The 23621-nt window shown below is 63.1% G+C and carries 20 protein-coding genes; 12 read left to right on the forward strand and 8 right to left on the reverse strand.

Features of this window, described 5'->3' with window-relative positions; all coding sequences use genetic code 11:
- Position 1 precedes the first annotated feature (1 nt).
- The 5 genes from pcaG (at position 2) to pcaC (ending at position 4589) form a co-directional block, all read left to right on the forward strand.
- The gene (gene pcaG, locus ACL0K2_RS20710) at positions 2-607 is read left to right on the forward strand and encodes a protocatechuate 3,4-dioxygenase subunit alpha (RefSeq protein WP_413043335.1); all 606 of its coding nucleotides are present in this window, start codon (positions 2-4) and stop codon (positions 605-607) included.
- Complete coding sequence (zapE, locus tag ACL0K2_RS20715; protein WP_413043336.1) at positions 597-1703, forward strand: cell division protein ZapE; 1107 nt, start codon at positions 597-599, stop codon at positions 1701-1703. Before pcaG ends, zapE begins: the two co-directional genes overlap by 11 nt.
- On the forward strand, positions 1704-2633 hold the full coding sequence (locus tag ACL0K2_RS20720; RefSeq protein ID WP_045163675.1) for an AEC family transporter: 930 nt from the start codon (positions 1704-1706) through the stop codon (positions 2631-2633). It begins immediately after the preceding gene.
- 144 nt (positions 2634-2777) lie between these two features.
- Positions 2778-4133, forward strand: a complete 1356-nt coding sequence (locus ACL0K2_RS20725) for a 3-carboxy-cis,cis-muconate cycloisomerase (RefSeq protein WP_413043337.1) — start codon at positions 2778-2780, stop codon at positions 4131-4133.
- A 57-nt stretch (positions 4134-4190) separates the two neighbouring features.
- On the forward strand, positions 4191-4589 hold the full coding sequence (pcaC, locus tag ACL0K2_RS20730) for a 4-carboxymuconolactone decarboxylase (protein WP_239609734.1): 399 nt from the start codon (positions 4191-4193) through the stop codon (positions 4587-4589).
- A 54-nt stretch (positions 4590-4643) separates the two neighbouring features.
- On the opposite strand, the gene ACL0K2_RS20735 is transcribed toward pcaC, so the two are convergent.
- From ACL0K2_RS20735 to ACL0K2_RS20750, 4 genes are all read right to left on the reverse strand, one after another.
- The gene (locus ACL0K2_RS20735) at positions 4644-6356 is read right to left on the reverse strand and encodes an FAD-dependent oxidoreductase (protein ID WP_413043338.1); all 1713 of its coding nucleotides are present in this window, start codon (positions 6354-6356) and stop codon (positions 4644-4646) included.
- A gap of 169 nt (positions 6357-6525) precedes the next feature.
- On the reverse strand, positions 6526-7527 hold the full coding sequence (locus ACL0K2_RS20740) for a tripartite tricarboxylate transporter substrate binding protein (RefSeq protein ID WP_413043339.1): 1002 nt from the start codon (positions 7525-7527) through the stop codon (positions 6526-6528).
- Between the two features lie 37 nt (positions 7528-7564).
- On the reverse strand, positions 7565-9073 hold the full coding sequence (locus tag ACL0K2_RS20745) for a tripartite tricarboxylate transporter permease (protein ID WP_413043340.1): 1509 nt from the start codon (positions 9071-9073) through the stop codon (positions 7565-7567).
- A gap of 10 nt (positions 9074-9083) precedes the next feature.
- Positions 9084-9551, reverse strand: coding sequence for a tripartite tricarboxylate transporter TctB family protein (locus tag ACL0K2_RS20750; RefSeq protein WP_413043341.1), 468 nt, complete (start codon positions 9549-9551; stop codon positions 9084-9086).
- Positions 9552-10267: 716 nt separating this feature from the next.
- On the opposite strand from ACL0K2_RS20750, the gene ACL0K2_RS20755 reads away from it, so the two are divergent.
- From ACL0K2_RS20755 to ACL0K2_RS20770, 4 genes are all read left to right on the forward strand, one after another.
- Positions 10268-11308 carry a Gfo/Idh/MocA family protein gene (locus ACL0K2_RS20755; RefSeq protein ID WP_413043342.1) on the forward strand — a complete coding sequence of 347 codons (1041 nt, stop codon included), beginning with the start codon at positions 10268-10270 and terminating at the stop codon, positions 11306-11308.
- 10 nt (positions 11309-11318) lie between these two features.
- Complete coding sequence (locus tag ACL0K2_RS20760; protein ID WP_413043343.1) at positions 11319-12137, forward strand: sugar phosphate isomerase/epimerase family protein; 819 nt, start codon at positions 11319-11321, stop codon at positions 12135-12137.
- A gap of 210 nt (positions 12138-12347) precedes the next feature.
- Positions 12348-14258, forward strand: a complete 1911-nt coding sequence (gene quiC, locus ACL0K2_RS20765; RefSeq protein WP_413043344.1) for a 3-dehydroshikimate dehydratase QuiC — start codon at positions 12348-12350, stop codon at positions 14256-14258.
- 76 nt (positions 14259-14334) lie between these two features.
- Positions 14335-15000 carry a TetR/AcrR family transcriptional regulator gene (locus ACL0K2_RS20770; protein ID WP_413043345.1) on the forward strand — a complete coding sequence of 222 codons (666 nt, stop codon included), beginning with the start codon at positions 14335-14337 and terminating at the stop codon, positions 14998-15000.
- A 35-nt stretch (positions 15001-15035) separates the two neighbouring features.
- On the opposite strand, the gene ACL0K2_RS20775 is transcribed toward ACL0K2_RS20770, so the two are convergent.
- The 4 genes from ACL0K2_RS20775 to ACL0K2_RS20790 all read right to left on the reverse strand — a co-directional run bounded on the left by ACL0K2_RS20775 (position 15036) and on the right by ACL0K2_RS20790 (position 19604).
- Entirely contained in the window at positions 15036-15890 is an 855-nt protein-coding gene (locus ACL0K2_RS20775; protein ID WP_413043346.1) for a shikimate dehydrogenase, read from the reverse strand.
- Positions 15887-16333: a type II 3-dehydroquinate dehydratase gene (gene aroQ, locus ACL0K2_RS20780; protein ID WP_413043347.1), complete on the reverse strand. Its 447-nt coding sequence runs from the start codon at positions 16331-16333 to the stop codon at positions 15887-15889. The genes ACL0K2_RS20775 and aroQ overlap by 4 nt, the downstream gene beginning before the upstream one ends.
- A 111-nt stretch (positions 16334-16444) precedes the next feature.
- A complete protein-coding gene (locus tag ACL0K2_RS20785; RefSeq protein WP_413043348.1) occupies positions 16445-17512 on the reverse strand; it encodes a hypothetical protein in 1068 nt (355 codons plus the stop codon).
- 25 nt (positions 17513-17537) lie between these two features.
- Positions 17538-19604 (reverse strand): alpha-amylase, encoded by a 2067-nt coding sequence (locus ACL0K2_RS20790; protein WP_413043349.1) that lies wholly within the window; start codon positions 19602-19604, stop codon positions 17538-17540.
- 258 nt (positions 19605-19862) lie between these two features.
- Here ACL0K2_RS20790 and malE point away from each other — a divergent pair, with 258 nt between their 5' ends.
- The 3 genes from malE (at position 19863) to malG (ending at position 23585) form a co-directional block, all read left to right on the forward strand.
- Positions 19863-21050 (forward strand): maltose/maltodextrin ABC transporter substrate-binding protein MalE, encoded by a 1188-nt coding sequence (malE, locus tag ACL0K2_RS20795; RefSeq protein ID WP_413043350.1) that lies wholly within the window; start codon positions 19863-19865, stop codon positions 21048-21050.
- Between the two features lie 67 nt (positions 21051-21117).
- Positions 21118-22683 (forward strand): maltose ABC transporter permease MalF, encoded by a 1566-nt coding sequence (malF, locus tag ACL0K2_RS20800; RefSeq protein WP_413043351.1) that lies wholly within the window; start codon positions 21118-21120, stop codon positions 22681-22683.
- An 11-nt stretch (positions 22684-22694) separates the two neighbouring features.
- Positions 22695-23585, forward strand: a complete 891-nt coding sequence (gene malG / locus ACL0K2_RS20805; protein ID WP_413043352.1) for a maltose ABC transporter permease MalG — start codon at positions 22695-22697, stop codon at positions 23583-23585.
- The last annotated feature ends 36 nt before the right edge of the window (positions 23586-23621 follow it).

Consider the following 23621-nt stretch of genomic DNA (forward strand, 5'->3'; position numbering starts at 1 on the left):
CATGCCCGTAGCACTTTTACCGGAAACCCCTTCCCAGACGGCCGGCCCCTACGTTCATATCGGGCTGGCGTTGGCTGCCGCCGGCAACCCGGTTCGCGAGCTGGAAATCTGGAACGAGATGGCTAAGCCGGACGCCTCCGGTGAGCACATTCTGCTGATCGGGCAGGTGTTCGACGGCATGGGCCAGCTGGTACGTGACTCGTTTCTGGAGTTCTGGCAGGCCGATCACGCTGGCGTGTATCACACTTGCTTCGACCCGGCGCAGCCGTTCAACAGCTTTGGCCGCACGGCCACGATGTTCGAGGACGGCGAGTGGTCGGTGCAAACGGTGAAACCCGGCCCGGTGATGAATCGAGACGGTGTGATGATGGCACCGCATGTGAACCTGTCCGTGTTCGCCCGTGGCATCAACATCCATTTGCACACGCGCATTTACTTCGACGACGAAGCCGAGGCCAATGCGCAGGACCCGGTGCTCAATTCCATCGAATGGGTCCAGCGGCGCGAAACGCTGGTCGCGCGGCGCTGCGAAGTCGATGGGAAGCTGGCCTACCGCTTCGACGTCCGTCTGCAGGGCGAGGGGGAAACCGTTTTCTTTGACTTCTGATTCGCTGCCCGTTCTCGGCGAGCCGCCTGCGCAGCCTGTTGCGGCGCAGGTTCGCCAAGGCTTTCAGGCGTCGCTTGCGACGCGCGGCTACCGCCCCGATGCGGCCCAGCAAGCGGCCATCGAGCGTCTCGCTCGCTGGCTGGATGCCTGGCTGGGCGGTCGTGGCTGGCTGCGCGCCCCAAAAGCCGGCGTCTATCTGTGGGGCGGAGTCGGCCGCGGCAAGAGTTTCGTCATGGATGCGTTCTTCGCTGCGGCACCGCTGGAGGCCAAGCGGCGGGTGCATTTCCATGCCTTTCTGCATGAAGTGCAATTGCGTCTGAAGCAGATCAGCGGCCAGCGCGATCCGCTGGAGATCGTTGCCCGAGAAATCGCCGAGCGCACGCGCTTGCTCTGTTTCGACGAATTTCACGTACACGACATCGGCGATGCGATGTTGCTGGGGCGCTTGCTCAAGCATCTGGTGGAGCAGGGGGTTGGGCTGGTCGCGACCTCCAATTACCCGCCTGGCGGCCTATGCCCGAACCCGCTCTATCGGGATCGCTTCAAACCCGCCATCGAATTGATCGAGCGGCGCTTCGATGTCTACAACCTGGAGGGCGGCGAAGATTATCGGCTGCGGGTCGAGAGCGATTATGTCTGGGGCGAATATGCGCCGATGCCGCATGGCGATCTGGCCGAATGGATTGCCACGCAGTTGCCGCTGTCCGTGGCAGCCGAGCGCGAGGTGATCGTCGAGGTCAATCACCGCCCGCTGCGCCTGCGTGCTCGCGAGGGGGCTCAGGCCTGGCTGGACTTCGACGAACTCTGCCGGCTGCCGCGTTCCTGTGCGGATTTCCTGTGGTTGACCCGTCAGTTCGAGCGGCTGGCCCTGACCGGCGTGACGGCGCTCGACGGCGAAGGCATCGACGTCCAGCAGCGCTTCCTCAATCTGATCGACATCCTGTATGACAGTGGCGTAGCGCTGTTGCTTGTCGCCGAGGCGAGCCCTGAGCACTTGCTCAGTGTCGGTGGGCATGTGGACTTCGCGCGTACTCGCAGCCGGTTGCGGCAGCTCAGATCCCTTGAGGGGGTTCTTTTCGACAGGATGAGCGACTGAATGCTCTCGATCCTTGGTATCACCGCGCCGATCTTCATCCTTATCGCGATCGGTTTTTTCTCCTGCCGCTCGGGCTTGGTCAGTCGCGACCAGACGGCTGGCATGGGGCGTTTCGTCATCACCTTCGCGCTGCCGGCGCTGGTGATCAAGGCGCTGTTGGCCCGGCCACTGGCCCAGGTGGTCGACTGGAATTACCTGATTGGCTACGGTCTTGGCTCGCTGTTGGTGTTTGGCCTGGGTTACGCCTTCGCCCGGTGGGTGCGCAAGGACAGCCTCAGCGCTAGCGCGCTGGTCGGCTTGGGCATGTCGGTATCCAACAGCGGCTTCGTCGGTTATCCCATCGTCGCCATGGCGATTGGTTCGCCGGCCGCCGTGGCGCTGGCGCTGGGGATGATGGTCGAGAATCTGCTGATGATTCCCCTGGCGCTCACCCTGGCCGAGCTGGGGCGGCAGAGCGCGAGCGGTCTGTGGCCCGCGTTGCGTGGCACGCTGGCAAGCCTGGTTCGCCATCCGATTCTGATAGCCATCACGCTGGCGCTGCTGCTGGCGGTGTTCGAGTTGCGTCCGCCCGCGGTGCTGATGCGGGTGATCGACATGCTGGCGCTGGCCTCCGCGCCCGTGGCGCTGTTCGTGATCGGTGCCAGTCTCTACGGTATGAAAGTCAGCGGCTTGGGAATGGACGTGGGGCAGATGGCGATTGGCAAGCTGATCGTCCATCCGCTGATTATCCTGCTGTGTTTCGCCGTGATCCCTGTGTCCGATCCGGTGCTGGCATCGGCCGGTGTGCTGATGGCTTCGGCGCCGATGATGAGCATCTACCCGATCCTCGGGGCGCGTTACGGATTGGAAGGGCGCTGTGCTGCGGCGCTGGTGGCGGCGACCATCGTTTCGTTCTTGAGCATCAGTTTTTTCGTGTGGGCGATGACCTGACGAGCGCAACGAAAACCGTTCGATAACCGCGCCGTGGCTCGTTTATCGATTCCGCCCTGTTGAGGGCGCGCGTTAACCTGATCGACCAGCAGTGGTGTGCGAAACGCCAATGTTGAAACCCTTACCAGAGCAGGAGCACAGGTTTTGAATCGGCCCAGCAATCAACTCTTCGATGCCTATTTCACCGGTGCCGAGATGCGCGCGGTGTTTTCCGACGACGGCCGGCTGCAGGGCATGCTCGATTTCGAGGCCGCGCTGGCCCGCGCCGAAGCGCGTTGCGGGGTTGTCCCGCAAACAGCGGTCGGCCCCATCGCAGCGGCTTGCAAGGCCGAACTCTACGATCCGGATGCCTTGGCGCAGGCGATCGCCATTGCTGGCAATTCGGCCATCCCGCTGGTCAAGGCGCTGGGCAAGCGCATCGCCCAGGACGACGCCGAGGCGGAGAAGCACCTGCACCTCGGCGCCACCAGCCAGGATGTGATGGACACCGGTCTGGTCTTGCAACTGCGTCAGGCCATCGGCTTGCTGGAGCGGGATCTCGCGAGTCTGGGCGCGACGCTGGCGCAGCAGGCTGAGCGCCACGCCGATACGCCCATAGCCGGTCGTACCTGGCTGCAGCATGCAACGCCGGTGACCCTGGGGATGAAGATCGCCGGTTGGCTGGGCGCCGTGACGCGCCATCGTCAACGGCTGCAACTGATCAAACCAAGGTTGCTCAGCCTGCAGTTCGGCGGTGCCTCCGGTTCGCTGGCGGCGCTGGGTGAGCAGGCCTGGCCGGTGTCTCAGGCCCTAGCGGACGAGCTGCAACTGACCCTGCCCGAACAGCCCTGGCATACCCAGCGCGATCGGTTGGTGGAGTTCGCCGCGCTGTTGGGCATGATCGCAGGCAGTCTCGGCAAGCTCGGGCGTGATCTGTCACTGCTGATGCAGACCGATGTCGGTGAGGTGTTCGAACCGTCCGCGCCAGGCAAAGGTGGTTCCTCGACCATGCCGCACAAGCGCAATCCGGTTGGCAGTGCGGTGATGATCAGCGCAGCCACGCGCGCGCCCGGCCTGGTCGCCACCCTGCTCAGCGCCATGCCGCAGGAGCACGAGCGCAGCCTGGGCCTCTGGCATGCCGAATGGGAAACCTTGCCCGAGTTGTGCTGCCTGGTGTCCGGCTCGCTGCAGCAGGCGTTGATCGCGTTGGCCGAACTGGAAGTCGACAGCGAGCGCATGCGCGGCAATCTCGAACAGACCCGCGGACTGCTGCTCGCCGAAGCCGTGAGCATTGCCTTGGCGCAGCGTATCGGCCGCGATGCCGCGCATCATCTGGTCGAACAGTGCTGCAAGCGCGCCGTGGCTGAAGGCCGTCACCTGCGCGGGATACTGGGTGAAACCGCGGCGGTGCGTAACGAACTGAACGACGCCGAGCTCGATCGTCTGCTCGATCCTGCTTTTTATCTGGGGCAGGCGCGGCGCTGGGTCGAGCGCGCCGTGGCCGAGCACCGGGCGATCTGAAGCTGCCACGGCTGCACGAATGCGGTCCTGATCAATCACCAATCCGGAATGAACACGATGGATGAGAAAGAACGTTACGAAGCCGGCATGCAGGTGCGCCGCGCGGTGCTGGGAGATGCGCATGTCGATCGCAGCCTGAAAAACATCACACCGTTCAACGAAGAGTTCCAGGAAATGATTACCCGTCATGCCTGGGGCGATATCTGGACGCGCCCCGGTTTGCCGCGGCATACCCGCAGCCTGGTGACCATTGCCATGCTGATCGGAATGAATCGCGAGGGGGAGCTGAAGTTGCACCTGCGGGCTGCGAAGAACAACGGCGTGACCCGCGATGAGATCAAGGAAGTGCTGCTGCAAAGCGCTATCTACTGCGGCATCCCCGCCGCCAACGCGACCTTCCATCTCGCCGAGGAAGTCTACGACGAGCTGGGCGTGGAGTCGTTGCAGGAAGGATAGTCGATCTGACGCAAGCCACGGCGCGCCGAGAGGCGACCGTGGTTGCGCCGTCGCCTATTCGAAGTCGGTGATGGCTGCGGCATGCCGAGCGGCGATGTAGCCGAAAGTCATCGCCGGCCCGAGGTTGATACCGCCGGAAGGGTAATGCCCACCCATGATGCTGGCCATGTCGGTGCCGGCGGCATATAGACCGGGGATCGCGTCACCGCTGGCGTTCAGCACCTGGGCGTGCGCGTTGGTACGCAGGCCAGCGAAGGTGCCAAAACAGCCCGGCTCGACCTTCACCGCATAGAACGGCCCACGTTCGATGGGGGCCACACAGGGGTTGGAGCCCTGGTGCAGCGGGTCGCCCATCTTGCGGTTGTAGGGCGTCGAGCCGCGGCCGAAGGCGGGATCCTTACCGTTGCGGGCGTGCCGGTTGTAATCGTCAACCGTGACGACCAGGCCTTGCGGGTCGATGCCACAGGTCAGCGCCAAGGTTTCGAGAGTCTGGCCGCGCTTCAGATAACCCGAACGCAGAATCGGCCCGAGTGGCACCGGAAAGGGCCGCGAGTAACCAAGGCCGTATCGACGCTGGGTCGGGTGGTCGCAGATCAGCCAGGAGGCTACGGGCTGGCCGTCGGGTATCGCTTGGTGCATGGCGTCGACGTAATCGTAATAGCCATCCGCTTCGTTGACGAAGCGTCTGCCGTTGGCCAGCACGCCGATGACGCCCGGTTTGGCGCGGTCGATGATGTGCGGAAAATGTCCGACGCTGCCGTCTCGGCGCGGTACGCGGGACACCGGTGCCCAGGCCACCGGCGCGGCGAGGTCGGTGACGAGTTGGCCGCCGACCGCTTCACCCAGACGAATACCGTCGCCGTTGCAGCTGGTCGGTGGCAGCGCCAAGTGCTCGTCTTCACCGGGGTGGCGCGGAAACAGCGCCTTTCGCCGCTCGATGTCGTTGGGAAAACCGCCGGCCGCCAGGATCACTGCCTTGGCGTGGATGCGCTGTTCGCCGTGCTCGGTCTTTATCTGAGCGCCACTGACGCGGCCGTGGTCGTAAAGCAGGTGCGTGGCGGCGGCGCTGGTCAGCAACCGCACACCCAGCTCGTCAGCGGAGCGGACCAGCCGCGCCACCAGGGCTACGCCGTTGACCAAATGCAGGGCGCGGCCATGGCGCGCCAGATCCAACAGATGCCGGCCGAAGCGCCGGGTCACGTACCAGGCGGAACGCGGTGAGCGGGTCAAGCTGAGAAAGGCTGCCAGATCCGCCCCGGCCATGATCGGCATGCCCAGAAACGAGGTCTCGCGCATCGTCGGCCGCAGCCGCTGAAGCAGCGGGCCGAGTTCGCCGCCGTCATAGGGCGCGGCGATGACCTGATGGCCCTGTATGGCGGCGCCGGGGACGTCGCCATGAATATCGGGAATGCCGTTGCCATCGACGAACTGCAACCGTGTGTGGCGTTCGAAGAAGGCCACCATCGGCCCGCAGCTATCGAGGAAGGCATCGATGCGCTCGGCGTCGTAGCGTTCGCCAAGCTCGTTGCGCAGGTAAGTGCGCGGCTGTTGTGGGTCTTCATGAATGCTGGCGCGGCGCGCCAGCGGGTTGCCCGGCACCCACATCCATCCGCCGGACCAGGCGGTGGCGCCGCCGAGCGTCGCTTCCTTTTCCACGACCACTACCTTGAGGCCATGCCAGGCGCCAGTTACCGCCGCCGAAAGGCCGGCAGCCCCGGAACCGATGACCAGCAGGTCGCAGTCGAGGGGTTCGTCGAACGGGGGCATGATGAGTCGCTCCTGGGTTGAATCCGAGACGCTGTTGCAATGGTGGAATCTGGCCGAGAGCGCCGTGGCTGGCACGACCAGACGTCCACAAAAAAGCGTCGGGATGGCTGGCAGCCGTCCCGTGCTGAGGAAATAAGGGAGAACCCGGCGCGTGGCGCCGGGGTACGACTCAGGGCTTGGGAATGTTCAGCGTTTGCGGAGACACCTTGCTTGCTCCGGCTTCGTAGAGCGACCAGGTGGTGACCGACTGCCAGCGATCGAGGAATTCTTTGGCCTTCTCACCACTCAGGTTCAGCGGCTGGGCGCCGAGGCCCTTGATGAATGTCTGGAATTCTTCGTTCCCGACGGCCTTGGCATAGGCATCGGTGAGCTTCTGCTTGATGTCCTCAGGCGTGTCCTTACGGACCCACACGCCCCAGAACGGACCCCACGGCAGGAAGCTCTCCATCTTCGGCAAGGCTTTGGTAATGGGTTCCACGCCCGGCAGCTGCGGCAGCTCTTCGGTGGACACGACGGCTAGGCCCTTGATCTTGCCGGAGGTGATCATCTCCCGCGCGGCGATCAGGCTCAGTGGCATGAAGTCGATGTGGTCGCCGAGCATCGCAGTGATGCCCGGGCCGTCACCAGCGAAGGTTACTTCGCGAACCTTCAGATCATCGACCGCCTCGATCATGGCGTGGACCGAACCCGGCAAGCCGCCAGCGCCGGTCACGCCCATTCGCAGGGTGCCCGGATTGGCTTTGGCTTCGGCCAGCAGGTCGGCCATCGAATTGAATTTGCTGTCGGCTGGAGCTGCGATGACGGCTATGTTTTGGCCGATGATGTTGATCGTCTCGAAGGCGCTGTAATCGAACTCGGCGAGCCCCAGCAACGGATAGAGCTGAGCGTTCTCCGCTGCCAGCAGCAGGGTGTAACCGTCCGGACGCGCCTGCAGGACATGATTGCTGCCGATCACACCGGTACCGCCGGTGCGGTTGTTGATGATGATCTTGCCGCCCAGCTCTTTCTCCACGTAGGGCGTAAGGCTGCGCATGACGATATCGGTTGCACCGCCTGCCCCCCAGGGCACCACACCCTGAATGTTGCGCTCGGGGTAGGCGGCCTGCGCCGGCACGGTCATGGTGACCGCCGCGGCGGTGAGGGTGACGCTTGCAATGAGTTTCCTGAGCATCGTTGTGACTCCGTTATTGTTGTTTTGCGTGGTTATCTCAGACCGACGTGGTCGCCTTGCGGCGCTTGAGCAGGCCTTTCAGAGGTGAGTTGCCGAGAAGAATCAGAATCAGCCCGGCGGTCAGCAGCAGCGACAGCGGGTTGACGAACAGATCGGTGATGAAGGCGGTGGGGTTGTCACCCACCGAGGACATCGCCTGGCGATACGAGGTATCCATCAGCGGCCCCAGGATCACGCCGAGAATCACCGGGCCCATCTGGAAGCCGAAGGTCTTGAGGAAATAGCCCACCAGACCGAAGCCGAGCATCCAGTACACCTCGGTCATGCTGCTGTTGATCGAATAGGTGCCAACTGCACAGAGCACCAGGATCAGCGGGACCAGGATCGCCTTGGGAATCTCCACCATCTTGGCGAAGAGCTTGATCCCGGCCAGACCGAAAATCAGCAGGAATACATTGGCCAACGCCAGGTTGCCCACCGTGAACCAGAAGATGTGCGGGTTCTCCACCATCAGCATGGGGCCGGGGTTCAGGCCATGGATGACCAGCGCGCCGATGATCACGGCGGTTACCGCATCACCGGGCATGCCGAGCGTCAGCATCGGGACGTAAGCGCCGCCCACCGCGGCGCTGTTGGCGGTTTCCGGGGCGACCAGACCCTCGTAAGCGCCTTCGCCAAAGGGGCGGGTGGGCTTCTTCACGCTGCGCTTGGCGTGGTCGTAAGCCATGAGCGCGGCGATGTCACCACCGACGCCTGGCAGCACACCGACGACGACGCCGATGATCGAGGTGCGGATCGACAGCGGCAGGAACTTCAGCACCATGGCGAACGAAGGGATGATCTTGTCGACCTTCTGCTTTACCGGCGCGGTGTCCAGGTTGTGCATCATCGAGAAGGCTTCGGCGACACCGAACAGGCCGATCATCACCACGACGTAATGAATGCCGCCCATCAGCTCGATCTGCCCGAGCGTGAAGCGGCCCTCGGCGGTGACCGGGTCCATGCCCACCATGCCGATGATGGCGCCCAGGGCCGCGGCGAATATGCCCTTGGCCAGTGAGCCCTTGGCCAGACTGCCCACCAGCAGAAGGCCGATGCCCGCGATCAGAAAGTAATCACGCGGGGCGAATTTCAGTGCCAGATCGCCGATGACGGGTGCCGCGGTGGCCAGCAATAGCGTACCGACCAGACCACCGATGACCGACATGACAGTACTCAGGCCAATCGCCTGGCCGGCTTCACCCAGCTTGGCCAGCGGGTAACCGTCGAACGCGGTGGCGACGGAGGAGGGCGCGCCGGGAATGTTCAGCAGAATGGCGCTGCGCGAGCCGCCGTAGACACCGCCGATATAGATGCCGACGATCAATGCGAGGGCCTGGTTGACGTCCCAGCCGAATGTGAAGGAGACCAGAATCGAGACCGCCATGGTCACGGATAGCCCCGGGATCGCACCGATATAAATGCCGGCGAAGGTGCCGAGGGCGGTGAGCATCAGCAGGTTCAGGTCGAACCAGGCCATGGTGAAGTAGGAAAGAGCTTCGCTCATGTCGTGGGCCTCAGGGCAGGTAAACGCTGAAGACCAGCGTGAACATCAAGTAGATGACGGTCAGTGCCAGTGCACTGACGCCCAGCGCCAGCAGGAGACCGCCGCGGCGCAGGTAGAAGATGCAGGCCGAAATGAAGATGAAGGTGCTGGCATAAAAACTGATCCAGTCCATCACGGCCAGATAGACCACCGCCATCGCCAGGAACACCACCAGGCGGACCGGAAAATGTTCGCGGCAGAATTGGCGCAGGGCGGCCATTCCATGGACGGCTGCGGGTTTCTTCATCAAGGCCTCGAACAGGCACCAGAGCGCCGAGACGACCATGATGAAGCTGATGCCGATCGGGAAGGCGCCAGCGGAGTTGAGCGAGGAGAAGCCGGAAATGCTGTAAGCCAGGTAGGCGATGCCCAGGCTCAGCAACACCAGCACTGCACCGAAAGCGAGCTCGCCGACCAGTCGGGTTTGGGGTTCTTTCATGTCTTGCTCCTGCGTGGACGGGCGGGCTGCCGCAGCGCGGGTGGAGCCGGAAGCGTAGCGAGTCGGGGTCGACGGCGTGGAAGAAATGCTGTGCATGGGGCCCGTAAGCAGGTCGGGCTGCAGAGGCTGGCTCGTCGCACGAATCAACGATGCGGGGTGATTCATAGCTGGGCACTCTTGTTATTGGTTGATCAAGAAGGGCGCCGGCCCGTCTTCATATGGGATGAATAGTGCGAGCAGCACGGCCGGGAAATCAATTTGGTCTGGCCGATTACCGCACAGAAACTAACCGGTTAGAACATATTGAACAAGTCGCTTCATATCGCCTTCATCGAGCGGGAGGTCGCATGCTGCCGATTGCCTCTCTCCGGCAGGCGTAGCGTAGGTTTCGTTTAGCGCGCAGGCGTTGCGGCCACCGGCGCTGCTCGCGCGCCGCATGATCGAGGCGAGCCAAGAGCCGAAGAGCCGCGCTACTTGTGGGACGGAATTCCAGGCCGGAAAAAACTCTGGAATTGAGCTGGCGGGCGGATCCGTTACCAACGGAACAATCGTTCGAAGCTCGGGAAGACTGGCCGATAACCGCACGGAATCGCTCGATTGGACGGCTGAAAAAGGCCGAACACATTGCGAAGTCCGAGGCTCATCCTCCAAATTAACCAGACGGTTCAAAACGTATCGACGTTTCGTGAATTGAAATCGTCTAGAGGAAGAGCGGAGTGAAACAGCCTTTGCAGATAGCACTGGTAGGCGCCGGCATCATGGGCCGGCAGCACACCGAGATCATTGCCCGCTCGGCTGAGGCACAGCTGTGTGCCATCGCCGATCCCGATCCACAGGCGCAGGCACTGGCCGGTGTTCGCTGGTTTTCGGACCCGGCCGCCATGCTCGAAGGGGCCAGGCCTGATGCGGTGATCATTGCCAATCCCAACCCACTGCATGTCGATACCGCCGTGCAGTGCCTGCAGCGCGGCGTTCCGGTGCTGGTGGAAAAACCGGTCGGCACGAGCCTTGCCCAGGCGCGCCAATTGGTCGAGGCCGGCGAGCGAACCGGCGTGCCGGTGCTGGTCGGCCACCATCGGCGACACAATCCGCTGATTGTGCGGACACGTCAGTTACTCGACGAAGGCGCGCTTGGTCGCCTGACGACCGTGACCGCATTGTGGCAACTGCAGAAGCCGGACAGCTATTTCGATATCCCGTGGCGGCGTGAGCCGGGCGCGGGGATGCTTCTGACCAATCTCATCCACGATCTCGATCTGCTGCGTCATCTGTGCGGCGAGGTGCGCCAGGTCCAGGCGTTTCTTGACAACGGCGTGCGCGGTTTCGGCAATGAAGACAGTGCGGCGGTGATCCTGCGTTTCGAAAGCGGTGCGGTCGGCAGCCTGACCGCCTCCGATGCAGTGGCGGCGCCGTGGAGCTGGGAGCTGGATTCCGGCGAGAACCCCGTCTATCCGCGCCAATTCGATCAACCCTGTTACCTGCTGGCCGGTACGCGCGGCGCGATCAGCCTGCCGCAATTGCAGCGCTGGCAGTACGCACAACCGGGTGCGGGTTGGCATCAGCCTTTGCTGCGTCACATTGAACCGGTGGCGGCGGGCGACGCCTTGACTCGCCAGTTCGACCACTTCCTGGCCGTGGTCCGCGGCGAAGCAGCCCCGCTGATCGATGCGGCCGACGCGGGACGAACGCTGGCGCTGGTGGAAGCCATCGAGCGCGCGGCGAAGACAGGAACCACCTGCGAACCTGAAGACTTTTGAGAGAGCCCCAATGACCCAACGCATTCTTTCCCTGGCAACGCTGACCGTCCTGGAGCTCTCTCCACCCGACATGGTGGAAGTGGCCGCCCGAGCCGGCTATAGCCATGTCGGGCTGCGGCTGATCCCGGCGACGGCCGACGAGCAGCATTTCCCGTTGGTTGCCGACCGGGCACTGCTAAACCAGACCCTGGCGTGTATGCGGGACACGGGCGTGCGGGTGCTCGACGCCGAGATTCTCCGCCTCAAGCCCGAAATCCGCATCAGCGACTTCGCGCCCGTGCTGGCCGTGAGCGCGGAGCTGGGTGCCAGCGAGTTGCTGGTGGCAGGCAACGATCCTGACGAGGCCCGACTGACCGAGCATTTCGCCGAACTGTGCGAGCTGGCCGAGCCGTTCGGTCTGCACCCGCACCTGGAATTCATGCCCTGGACCGATGCGCATGATCTGAATCAGGCGGCGCGCATCGTCGAGGCGGCGGGCCGCGACAATGGTGGCGTGCTGGTCGATGCCTTCCACTTCGATCGTTCGGGATCGAGTCTTGAAGACCTCGCCAAGGTCGCGCCGAAACGCCTGCGCTATATGCAACTGTGCGACGTGGCAGGCCCACGCCCGGACGATATGGACGAGATTCTCCGCCAGGCGCGCAACGAACGACGCTTCCCGGGCGAGGGCGATTGCGATCTGGTCGCGCTGCTGCGCGCCTTGCCGGCGAACATCCCGCTGAGCCTGGAAATCCCTACGCGCAACCTGATGGAGCAGGGCGTGAGCGCGCTCGACAGGGCGCGCATGGCGCTCGAGGCGACCCGTCGAGTGCTGGCATTGGCGCCATGAAATGCCGGAAAAAGCATTCCGGATGCGGCGGTTTACGAAGCGATTATCGAGCGTTCGATTATCGAACAGTAAAACTCACTGGTTAGTACATTCTGTTTGCGCGCCTGACGCTCACACGCCAAGATCGGTCAAAGCCGAGTGATCCTTGGCGCCCATCCAACGTAACGACGCCAATCCGGCGTGTCGCCATCGTCGACCAGGAGCCTTCGCATGCATCGCTCGATCGCAACTGTCTCCCTGAGCGGGACCCTTCCAGAAAAGCTTGAAGCCATCGCCTCGGCCGGTTTCGACGGCGTCGAAATCTTCGAAAACGATCTGCTGTATTACTCCGGCAGCCCGCGCGACATCCAGCGCATGTGCCAGGATCTGGGCATTGCGATTACCTTGTTCCAACCGTTTCGCGATTTCGAAGGCTGCCGCCGCGAGCGGCTTCAGCGCAACATCGACCGCGCCGAGCGCAAGTTCGACCTGATGCAGGAGCTGGGTACCGATCTGGTCTTGGTATGCAGCAACGTGCAGCCCGATTCCATCGGCGACGAGCAGATTCTGATCGACGATCTGGCGCTGCTGGCCGACCGGGCAGGCGCTCGGAAGTTGCGGATCGGCTATGAGGCATTGGCCTGGGGTCGCCACGTCAATACCTATCAGCAGGTCTGGAAGCTGGTCAAACAGGTCGATCACCCGGCGCTGGGCGTGATTCTCGACAGCTTCCATACCCTCTCGCTCAAGGGCGATCCGGCGGCAATCAGTGAGATTCCCGCCGAGAAGATCTTCTTCGTGCAGATGGCCGATGCGCCGGTGCTGGCCATGGACGTGCTGGAATGGAGCCGCCACTTCCGCTGTTTCCCCGGCCAGGGCGAGTTCGATCTACCGGCATTCCTTGCGCCTATTCTGCGGACCGGCTACAGCGGCCCGCTGTCGCTGGAGATATTCAACGATGGTTTCCGCGCCGCGCCGCCGCGCAGCAATGCCGCCGATGGACTGCGTTCGCTGCTGTACCTCGAAGAGAAAACCCGCAAGCTGCTGGAGCAGGACCCGGCGCCGGCTGCGCAGCTCGACACGCTGTTCGCACCGCCCGAGGCGAGCCGTTATGAGGGCGTCGAATTTCTCGAATTCGCTGTGGACGAGCCTTGTGCCGCCAAGCTGAGCGACTGGCTCGAACGGCTGGGATTCGCCCGTGCCGGCAAGCACCGCTCGAAGGCGGTCAGCCTGATGCGCCAGGGTGACATCAACATCGTGCTCAACGCCGAACCCTATTCGTTTGGCCACAACTTCTTCGAAGCCCACGGCCCATCGTTATGCGCGACGGCGCTGCGGGTGCGTGACGGGGCCGCTGCGCTGGAGCGGGCGAGGGCGTTCAAGGGACAACCCTATCGCGGCCTGGTCGGGCCGAACGAGACGGAGATTCCGGCGGTGCGCGCGCCGGACGGCAGCCTGATCTATCTGGTGGAGCACGGCGAGCCCGGACGCACGATCTATGACAGCGATTTCATCCTGGATCCGGATGCCAGGCAGGTCGGCCAGTTGGGGCGCATCGACCACATGGCCATGGCGCTACCGGCCGACGGGCTGGATACCTGGGTACTGTTCTACAAGACCCTGTTCGATTTCCAGGCCGATGACGAAGTCGTGCTGCCCGACCCCTATGGACTGGTGAAAAGCCGTGCCATCCGCAGCCGCTGTAGCAGCATTCGGCTGCCGCTGAACATCTCGGATAACCGCAACACGGCGATTTCCCATGCGGTATCGAGCTATCGCGGCTCCGGCGTGCATCACATTGCCTTCGACTGCCAGGACATCTTCACCGAGGTGAATCGGGCCAAGGATGCTGGAGTGCCGCTGCTGGACATTCCGCTGAATTACTACGATGACCTGGCCGCGCGCTTCGATTTCGACGATGAGTTCCTCAGCGAACTGGCGTACTACAACGTGCTTTACGATCGCGATGTCGAAGGTGGCGAACTCTTCCACGTCTACACCGAGGCGTTCGAAGGGCGATTCTTCTTCGAAGTGTTACAGCGCAAGAATGGTTACGCAGGCTATGGTGCGGCGAACGTCGCGGTACGGCTGGCGGCCATGGCCAAGGCCCGTAGTGGCGCGACCACCACGCCAAAGCTGTAAGCGCGGATCGCCAGCACTTTATTTCAGCGTCAGGCGGTCCATAATCGCCTCTCGCCAAAGCCTGACAGATATCACGATGACGCAAGCAGTCGATGCCTTAGTAGCCGAGAAAGCGCCTCGCACGGGACGCAAGAACAACCCGGAGAAAACTCGCCAGGACATTCTCGAGGCAGCCATTGCGGAGTTCGTCCAGCAGGGGCTGTCCGGCGCGCGGGTCGATGCGATCGCCGAGCGCACCCGTACCTCGAAGCGGATGATCTACTACTACTTCGGCAGCAAGGAGCAGCTCTACCTGCACGTGCTCGAGCGGTTGTACGGCGATATCCGCAACACCGAAAGCTCGCTGCATCTGGCCGAGCTGGAACCGCGCGAGGCGATTCGTCGGCTGGTCGAATTCACCTTCGACCACCACGACCGCAATCCGGGTTTCATCCGCATTGTCAGTGTCGAGAACATCCATCACGGCCAGTTCGTGAAGCGCTCCGAGGCGATTCGCTCACTGAGTAACAACGTGCTGGTACTGCTGGACGAGATCCTGCGGCGCGGCGAGGCAGCCGGGTTGTTCCGCAAGGGCTTGATCGCGTTGGACGTACATCTGCTGATCAGCTCGTTCTGCTTTTATCGCAACTCCAATCGGCACACCTTCGGCGAAATCTTTCAGATCGATCTGCATGACCCGCAGGTGCAGGCGCGGCACCGCGAAATGATCTGCGATTCGGTGCTGCGCTACCTGCAGGCCTGACTGAAACTGCCCGGCCTGCAGGCCACGTCGCGACGTCACATGGAAAGAAAATGCGCCTGCATCCGCTCGGCGTCGGCGTGCACACCGGCGAACAGCTCGAATGCTTTGACCGCCTGGAAGACCGCCATGGTGCCTCCATCGAGCGTCGCGCAGCCGATGGCACGTGCGTGGCGGAGCAGCTCCGTTTCCAGCGGGAAATAAATGATCTCGGCGACCCAAAGATCGGCGCGCAGCAGCTCGATTGGCAGTGGCGTGCCCGGCAGCTTGGCCATGCCTACCGGCGTTGTGTTGACCAGACCGTCAGCCTGGCTCATTGCCGCGGGCAGATCGTGACCGAGTTCGACGCGCGCCTTGCCGAAGGTGGCGCTGAGGTTGTCCACCAGGCCCTGAGCGCGCGCTGGGTCCACCTCGAAAATGCTCAGCCGTTCGACACCTTCGGTCAGCAACGCATGGGCCACCGCGGCACCGGCACCGCCGGCGCCCATTTGCACGACATGACGACGCGCGACGCCAGGCAGGCCGCGGCGGAACCCTTCGGCGAAACCCAGTGCATCGGTATTATGGCCGACGCGTTTACCATCCTCGAGCACCACCGTATTGACCGCGCCGATGCCCCGGGCTTCCTCAGACAGCGCGTCTAGCAAGGGAATGACGGCCTGTTTCGCCGGGAAGGTGATGTTTAGCCCGGTAAAGCCCATGCGCTCCGCCGCGCTGAGCAAGTCCGGCAGGGCAGCCAGGTCGAGGCCGAGCGTGTCGAGATCGATCAACCGGTACAGGTAGCGGATGCCTTGGGCATCGCCTTCGTGTTCATGTAACGCAGGCGTACGTGAGGCCTGGATGCCGGCACCGATCAGGCCGGCGAGTACCGAACGCTTCGTCGAATCGGTCATGGTCGGGACTTGAGTAGGTGAGCGAAATGTTCCAGGCCGAGGCGGTAGCCGTGGCTTCCCAATCCGCAAATCACCCCAACCGCGATCGGCGCGACATAGGAGTAATGGCGGAAGGCTTCGCGCTTGTGCACGTTGGACAAATGCACCTCGATCACCGGCAGCTCGACTGCCGCCAGTGCATCACGTACGGCTACCGAGGTGTGTGTCCAGGCCGCCGGGTTGATCAGGATGCCGGCGCAGCGGCCGCGCGCGGAATGGATGCGATCCAGCAGCTCACCTTCATGGTTGGTCTGGAAAAACTCGATTTCCAGCCCATTGGCCTCACCGGTGCAGCGACACAGCTCGGTGATGTCGGCGAGGGTCTCAGACCCGTAAGTGGCGGGTTCGCGGGTGCCCAACAGGTTCAGATTGGGGCCGTTCAAAACAAGAATGGTCTGGGTCATTGCGGCTCTTCGATAAATGTACCATCTGGTTAATACACGATATCAAAGACGAACCGGGCTTCCTCCTTTGTATGTCTGAAGCTGGGCGATAATCGAACGATTTGAGCGGCGTCACGCGACCTGCCACTGCGTCGCCAGGCGCCGAGCTTCGTGCAGCTCAGTCAGCAGAGGCTCGGCGGGCCCCGCCGCCGTCAGGCGTTGCAGGTCTCGGTGGCGCTCGCGGACGGCCTGTTCCAGCCAGCCGATGCGCGCCAGGGTGGAGGGCGTGCAGGTCTGGCCGCCGAGGTCGTCGTGCAGGTCGAGCCAGTGGGAACGCCAGGCTTCCTGCAGATACAGCGCTTCTGTATCGCCTGATATCGCTTGCCGCCAGCCGGTGATAATGCCGTCCAGCCAGTCGAGCACCGTCGATGTGGCGCCACGGGTCGCGAGCTCCGAACGAAGGCGTTGATAGGCGTCGATAGCGATGCGCTTTTCCAGCGAGAAAGCGTTGAGCGCGTGCTGCTCGCCTTGTTGCTCCAACCCCAGCAGGTGGGCGAAGTACTGACGCGTCTCGAATCGCTCGGCGGCGTGGAACTGTGGCATAGCGGTGCCGTTGCTATTGAACTGGCGCAGCGGGTCGAAGCGGTACATGTAGCCGAAGTCGAACAGCCGCACCTGGCCATCGTCCAGGGTATTGCCGGGGCACAGGTCCCACTCGAAGAGCCCACCAAGCAGCAACGCCACCAGCGTGTCGAAAAGCTGCGTGAGCTGGCGCTCGTCCCAGGCCTGGACCGGGACGCCGTCGATCCAGGGCGACAGCAGCACGCCCTGGCGAAAACTGGCGTAGCGGGTCTCGACGATCGCGCTCAGGCGCTCGCCGAGCAGCGGGTCGCGCTGGAGCTGACGCAGGTCGGCGCGCCGCTGTATCTCGTTGAGAAAGCTGGTCTGACCGTCGGTGTTCTGTACTTTGCATCGGCGGCGGGCGCGTTTGAGCGTCCAGTCTTGGCCGCTGGCATGGATGCGATAGACGTGGGCGGTGAGGCCGGCGCTGAAGCGTTCTCGAACATAGGGCTCGTCGCCCCGCGTGGCGGCCAGCTGCTCGAGTGGCAGCGGGCAATCGGCGGGCGTGCCGATTTCTATCTCGGCCCCGCTGGCGACGAAATCGAGCTGGGCAGCATGGCGGTGTTGTTCAGGTGTCATGAGAATTCCTCTGCGGCTATACGGCTCAACGAGCCTGCACCACGATGATCTTGTCCTCGCCGTGCTGGCGGACAAATGCATAAGGCGACTCGGACAGTTGCCGATGACTGCCGGCGCCGACCGCGGGGTGGCGCGCACGGAACTGGCCGAGACGCTGCCAGTGCTCGATCAACGCGGCGATCTCCGGTCTGGCGTGATCGCCCCAGTTCATGTCCGAACGCGTGCCCTGAAAAGGGTCGGAGCCGGTAGGGCCGAAGGCGCGTGCGCTCTCGTCGCCGTAGTAGATCTGCACCGCGCCGGGGCTCAGCAGAAGCGCGCTGGCGAGACCGCGTTGGCGCGGCAAATCGCCGTCGTGTTGTGCGCTGAACAGCGAGGTGTCATGGGATGAGGCGTAGCTCATGAAGTTGTGCCCGGGGTGGTTGGCCAGCAACTCGGCGTAATGGCTGTAGCCCTTGTCGGCACGACGCAGGCAATCGCTGGCCGCGCCGGCGATTTCCTGTTGAAAGGCGAAATTGATCAGTGCGTCGAATCCGTTGGCTTGATAGTCGCTCGTCTCCGGGCCGTGGCCGAAGACTTCGCCGACCATCCAGAACGGCTCGCCGGCCAGCGGATCGTTCGGGTTGGCCGCTGACCAGTCGCGGCGGGCTTGATCGGCCTGTTGACGCAGCTGTGCCCAGGCCGCCGGTTCGACATGCATGACGGTGTCGGCACGAAAGCCATCGACGCCGAACTCGCGCACCCAGTTGGTCAGCCATTCATTGAGGTAGTCACGTACGCGGTAGCCGTCACGCTCGACGGCGCGGGTTGACTGCTTGTGGCGAAGAAATTCCGGCAGGCCGACCGGGGTGTCGCGCTCGGTGCGAAAGTCCGGCAGGAATGCCAGCGAGCCCTTGAGTGGATCCACCAGCACGCTCGGCGGTGCGGGGTAGTCGGCGATACCGGCGCGTACCCAGTCCTTGCCCCACCAGCGGGACCAGGCGGGGTGATCGTAGTCGATCAGGTTGTGGTAGGCGTGCAGGTTTTCGTACGGCTCCGGCTGCCAGTCGCTCCAGCGTTCAGGCAGGTATTGCGTCATGCCTTGGCGCAAGGCGCCGAACCCGTAGTCTTGCATATCGGCCAGGGTCGAATAGCCGGCGTGGTTGAGCACCACATCGAACAACACGCGAATCCCTCGCGCATGGGCGCCGGCGATGAGCTCGCGCAGGTCGTCCTCGCTGCCCATGTTGGCGTCCAGCTGGGTGTAGTCCAGCGCGTAATAGCCGTGGTAGGCGTAGTGACGGAAGTCGCCTTTCTCGCCGCCACCGACCCAGCCGTGAATCTGCTCGTACGGCGCGCTGATCCACAGGGCGTCGATGCCCAGTTCGGCGAGGTAGTCGAGCTTACCCGTCAGGCCTTTGAGATCGCCGCCGTGAAAGGTGCCGATTTCCTCTGCGCCGTCCGGCTCGCGGCCATAGCTGCGGTCATTGTGCGGGTCGCCATTGGCGAAACGGTCGGTCAGCGCGAAATAGACGGTCGCGTTGCGCCAATCGCGCTGCTGCTCTGAACGCGACTCGGCGGCTTCGATGAGCAGCAAGCCGTCGCTGCCGGGCGCCGGTGTCAGCTCGACCTTGCCGTTCTGCACGGTGGCGGTGCTGCCGCTATAGGCATCGCGCAAGCGCTGGCCGTTGTCGAATACACCGGCAACCGGAACCTGTACGGCTTCGCCCGCCCAAGGCCGGCAGGCCTGCTCGACGGGCTCGCCCGTCTGACGGATCGGCAGCAGCCGCAGGCTGGCATCCTCGCCGGTCTTTATCAGCAGGCGATAGCGCCCCGGTTCCGTCACCTCAAAATCGAAGCGGCTGCCGGCGTTCAGGTCATGGCGCTGGAACGGTTTGAGCGATTGGGTCAGGGCCTCGTCGGGGCCTAGCTGAAGGCTGCCTTTCGACAGGTCCAGCTCCGTCGCGAAACGATCCTCGGCGAGTGATTCCCAGGTCGGCTGCAACGGCTGACCATTGAGTCGGATGGCGACTTGCGGTTCTGCTCGCACGGCAGGCGAGAGCAGACTGCAACAAAGGGCTAGGATGAATGGACTAAGGGGCGGAAGAGGGCGCATGTCCGGCTCCGGCTAGGCGAGAATGTTTCCGTATTCAAGCGGGTTTCGGTGGCCTTGTGCAGGCTGAGAAAGGTCGTTTGATGCGGCGGGTAGCCGTCGTTCGGAGGCGAAACTACGCCCCGCTTCTACGCCCCTCATCCTCCCCCGGAGGAGGATGTTTTAGCGCTCCTGCAGGGCGAGTATGGAGGCACTGCGAGACCGCCAGGCGGCACGCAGAACGTGTGGATAAAAAATAAGAAGCCACGAGGGAATACCCAAATGAATAAAAAGCTGTTTGCAGCGGCCGCCATCGGTCTCTCCGCAACCCTGAGTCTGCCGCTGTCCGTCCAGGCCGCTATCGAAGAAGGCAAGCTGGTCGTCTGGATAAACGGTGACAAGGGCTATAAAGGCCTGGCTGAGGTTGGCAACAAATTTACCGAGGAAACCGGCATCACCGTCGAAGTCGCTCATCCGGATGCGGCGACCGACAAGTTCCAGCAGGCGGCGGCCACCGGCAACGGTCCGGACATTTTCATCTGGGCGCACGACCGGCTTGGCGAGTGGGCGCAGAGCGGGCTGCTGTCTCCCATCACGCCGAGCGCCAAGACCAAGGGCGAGATCGCCGACTTTGCCTGGGACGCGGTGAGCTACCAGGGCAAGCTGTGGGGATACCCCATGGCGGTGGAAGCGCCCGCGCTGATCTACAACAAGGCCCTCGTTTCGACCCCGCCAAAGACCTTCGATGAGGTCTTCGCCCTCAATAAAACGCTCGCCGCCGATGGCAAACGCGCGATTCTCTGGGATTACAACAACACCTACTTCACCTGGGCCCTGCTGGCGGCCAATGGTGGTTACGTCTTTGCCGACGGTGACTCGGGTTATGACGTCAGCAAAACCGGCGTCAACAACGATGGTGCCAAGCAGGGCGCAACCGTACTCAAGCGGCTGATCGATGAAGGCGTCATGCCCAAGGGTGCCGACTACAGCGCCGCCGAAGCTGCATTCAACAAGGGCGAATCGGCGATGTTCATCAGCGGGCCCTGGGCCTGGTCGAACATCAAGAAGAGCGGCATCGACTTCGGCGTGGCGCCGATCCCGGCGGTGGGCGACGGTCCGAGCAAGCCGTTCTCGGGCGTGATGGCGGCGACCCTCAACGCCGCCAGTCCGAACCAGGCGCTGGCAATTGAGTTCCTGGAAAACTACCTGCTCAAGGTCGAAGGGCTGAAGACGGTGAATGCCGACGTGCCGCTGGGGGCGGTGGTGAACAAGGAATTCATGGCCGAACTGTCCGACGATCCGATGATCAAGGCGACCTTCGAGAGTGCGCAGCAAGGCCGTCCGATGCCGAACATTCCGCAGATGGGTGTGTTCTGGTCGGCCATGGAGCCCGCCCTGACCAATATCACCTCCGGTCGCCAAACCGTGGATGCCGCCCTGGATGACGCCGCCAAACGCATCGTCAAGTAACGACAACCCGCAGCCGCCGCTGGAGACGCCTGCGTCTTCGGCTGCGCGCCCTGAGGCTCAGATTCCGATGTCCGCTGTGAATGTTCCCGCCGAGATGCCCGGCCGTGCCGTACCGAAACTGCCGATTCCCAAGCTGCCGGCCGCGATGCGTTGGGGCCTGTGGCTGTTGTGCAACGCCTTCGCCCTGTACCTGATCGTCGCCTTGTACGCCCAGGGGCAGACCGTGTTCGCCCTGCTCGGGTTGGTACTCGCGGGTATCGCCAGTTTCGTCTTCATCAGTCGCCGCGCCTATGCCCATCGCTACATCTTTCCGGCGGTTGCCGGGATGCTGGTGTTCGTCATTTTCCCGCTGCTGTACACGGTGGGGATCGGCTTCACCAACTACAGCGGCACCAACCTGTTGAGTTTCGAGCAGGCGCAGCGTTATCACCTCAACCAGACTTACCTGGCAGGTGAGCGCTTCGGCTTCAGCCTGCATCAGAACGATGAGGGCCAGAGGCGCTTGCGCGTCGATCGTGGCGAGCAAGGCGTTTGGATTTCCGCTCCGCTGGAGGGTGAGCCGATCGAGGGCGAGCCGCTGGGCATGATCCGCGACGCGGACGTCGACGACCTGGGCGAGGCCCTGCCGCTGCGTGACGTGATTCGCCAGCGCAAGCAATTGGAACAATGGGTCATGCGTGGCCATGAGGGGCAGCTGCTGCGTCTCTACGGGCTGCGCGAGGTAGCCGCGGTGGAGCCGCTGTATCGGCTTCAGGACGACGGCTCGTTGGTCAACAACCAGACGGGCGACCGCCTGACCGCCAACGATGAGATCGGCTTCTACGTCGATGCCGACGGGCGGGCGGTGGCACCCGGTTACACCGTTTACGCTGGCTGGAGCAACTTCGCCAAGGTGTTGACCGATCCGAAGATTCGCGGCCCATTCCTGCAGATCTTCGTTTGGACGGTGTGCTTCGCCGCGCTGACGGTGATCTTCACGCTCGCCGTCGGGCTCGTGCTGGCGAGCCTGCTGCAGTGGGATATGGTGCGCGGCAAAGCCTTCTACCGGCTGATGCTGATCCTGCCGTACGCGGTGCCGGCGTTCATCTCGATCCTGGTGTTCAAAGGTCTGTTCAACCAGAGCTTCGGCGAGATCAACCTGATGCTCGACAGCCTGTTCGGAATGCGCCCGGACTGGTTCAGCGACCCGACCCTGGCGCGCAGCATGATCCTGATGGTCAACACCTGGCTCGGTTATCCCTACATGCTGCTGTTGTGCATGGGGCTGCTGCAGGCGATTCCGCGTGACCTCTATGAGGCTTCGGCAATGGATGGCGCGACGCCGCTGGATAATCTGCTGAAAATTACTCTGCCGTTGCTGATCAAGCCGCTGGCACCACTGCTGATCGCAAGCTTTGCGTTCAACTTCAACAATTTCGTGTTGATTACCCTGTTGACCCGCGGCGGCCCGGACATTCTCGGCACCACCACGCCGGCGGGAACCACCGACCTGCTGGTCAGTTACACCTATCGCATCGCGTTCCAGGATTCGGGGCAGAACTTCGCCCTGGCCGCCGCCATCGCCACGTTGATCTTCATCGTCGTCGGCGCCATGGCCTGGCTGAATCTGAAACTCTCTAAAGTGAAGGTCTGAGGGGCACGCACATGGCCATGGTTCAACCGAAATCCGTCAAATACCGCGTCTGGCTCACTCATGCCGGGCTGCTCGCCTTCGTTGCACTGATCGTGTTCCCACTGCTGATGGTGGTGTCGATTTCCTTCCGAGAGGGCAACTTCGCCACCGGCAGCTTGCTGCCGGATAACCCGACGCTGGAGCACTGGTCGCTGGCGCTGGGCATTCCCTACGTCCACGAAAACGGCGAAATCAGCAACCCGCCATTCCCGGTGCTGACCTGGCTGTGGAACTCGATGAAGATTGCGCTGATCAGCTCGCTGTTGATCCTCATGCTATCGACCACCAGCGCCTACGCCTTCGCCCGTCTTCGCTTCGGTGGCAAAGGACCGATCCTCAAGGGCATGCTGATCTTCCAGATGTTCCCCCCGGTGCTGACGCTGGTCGCGATCTATGCGCTGTTCGACCAGCTCGGCAAGCACGTCGGCTGGCTCGGGGTGAACACCCATGGGGCGGTGATCATCGCCTCGCTGGGCGGCATGGCGCTGCATATCTGGACCATCAAGGGTTATTTCGAGAGCATCGACGGCTCGCTGGAAGAGGCGGCAATCGTCGATGGCGCCACCACCTGGCAGGCCTTCGTGCATATCCTGCTGCCGATGAGCGTGCCGATCCTGGCGGTGGTGTTCATCCTCGCCTTCATCACCAGCATCACCGAGTATCCGATTGCCTCGGTGCTGCTGATGGACGTCGACAAGCTCACGCTGTCGGTCGGGGCGCAGCAGTACCTGTATGACCAGAACTACCTCTGGGGCGATTTCGCCGCGGCGGCGGTGCTGTCCGGACTGCCGATCACTGCGGTGTTCCTCTATTGCCAGAAGTGGATCGTCGGCGGGCTGACCGCCGGGGGCGTTAAAGGTTAAGGACGGCCCGAACGGGTGCGCCATGGAGAGCCAGAC

The organism is Pseudomonas sp. YJ42, assembly GCF_047225135.1.
In the GTDB taxonomy this organism is placed as follows: domain Bacteria; phylum Pseudomonadota; class Gammaproteobacteria; order Pseudomonadales; family Pseudomonadaceae; genus Stutzerimonas; species Stutzerimonas stutzeri_E.

What these genes read in the sequence shown, in the direction of transcription:
- malE (WP_413043350.1), top strand. Translation starts at nt 19,863, where the DNA reads ATGAATAAAAAGCTGTTTGCAGCGGCCGCCATCGGTCTCTCCGCAACC.
- ACL0K2_RS20775 (WP_413043346.1), bottom strand. Translation starts at nt 15,890, where the DNA reads ATGACCGATTCGACGAAGCGTTCGGTACTCGCCGGCCTGATCGGTGCC.
- ACL0K2_RS20740 (WP_413043339.1), bottom strand. Translation starts at nt 7,527, where the DNA reads ATGCTCAGGAAACTCATTGCAAGCGTCACCCTCACCGCCGCGGCGGTC.
- pcaC (WP_239609734.1), top strand. Translation starts at nt 4,191, where the DNA reads ATGGATGAGAAAGAACGTTACGAAGCCGGCATGCAGGTGCGCCGCGCG.
- malG (WP_413043352.1), top strand. Translation starts at nt 22,695, where the DNA reads ATGGCCATGGTTCAACCGAAATCCGTCAAATACCGCGTCTGGCTCACT.
- ACL0K2_RS20735 (WP_413043338.1), bottom strand. Translation starts at nt 6,356, where the DNA reads ATGCCCCCGTTCGACGAACCCCTCGACTGCGACCTGCTGGTCATCGGT.
- ACL0K2_RS20720 (WP_045163675.1), top strand. Translation starts at nt 1,704, where the DNA reads ATGCTCTCGATCCTTGGTATCACCGCGCCGATCTTCATCCTTATCGCG.
- ACL0K2_RS20760 (WP_413043343.1), top strand. Translation starts at nt 11,319, where the DNA reads ATGACCCAACGCATTCTTTCCCTGGCAACGCTGACCGTCCTGGAGCTC.
- ACL0K2_RS20785 (WP_413043348.1), bottom strand. Translation starts at nt 17,512, where the DNA reads ATGACACCTGAACAACACCGCCATGCTGCCCAGCTCGATTTCGTCGCC.
- malF (WP_413043351.1), top strand. Translation starts at nt 21,118, where the DNA reads ATGTCCGCTGTGAATGTTCCCGCCGAGATGCCCGGCCGTGCCGTACCG.
- aroQ (WP_413043347.1), bottom strand. Translation starts at nt 16,333, where the DNA reads ATGACCCAGACCATTCTTGTTTTGAACGGCCCCAATCTGAACCTGTTG.
- ACL0K2_RS20790 (WP_413043349.1), bottom strand. Translation starts at nt 19,604, where the DNA reads ATGCGCCCTCTTCCGCCCCTTAGTCCATTCATCCTAGCCCTTTGTTGC.
- ACL0K2_RS20750 (WP_413043341.1), bottom strand. Translation starts at nt 9,551, where the DNA reads ATGAAAGAACCCCAAACCCGACTGGTCGGCGAGCTCGCTTTCGGTGCA.
- pcaG (WP_413043335.1), top strand. Translation starts at nt 2, where the DNA reads ATGCCCGTAGCACTTTTACCGGAAACCCCTTCCCAGACGGCCGGCCCC.
- ACL0K2_RS20770 (WP_413043345.1), top strand. Translation starts at nt 14,335, where the DNA reads ATGACGCAAGCAGTCGATGCCTTAGTAGCCGAGAAAGCGCCTCGCACG.
- quiC (WP_413043344.1), top strand. Translation starts at nt 12,348, where the DNA reads ATGCATCGCTCGATCGCAACTGTCTCCCTGAGCGGGACCCTTCCAGAA.
- ACL0K2_RS20745 (WP_413043340.1), bottom strand. Translation starts at nt 9,073, where the DNA reads ATGAGCGAAGCTCTTTCCTACTTCACCATGGCCTGGTTCGACCTGAAC.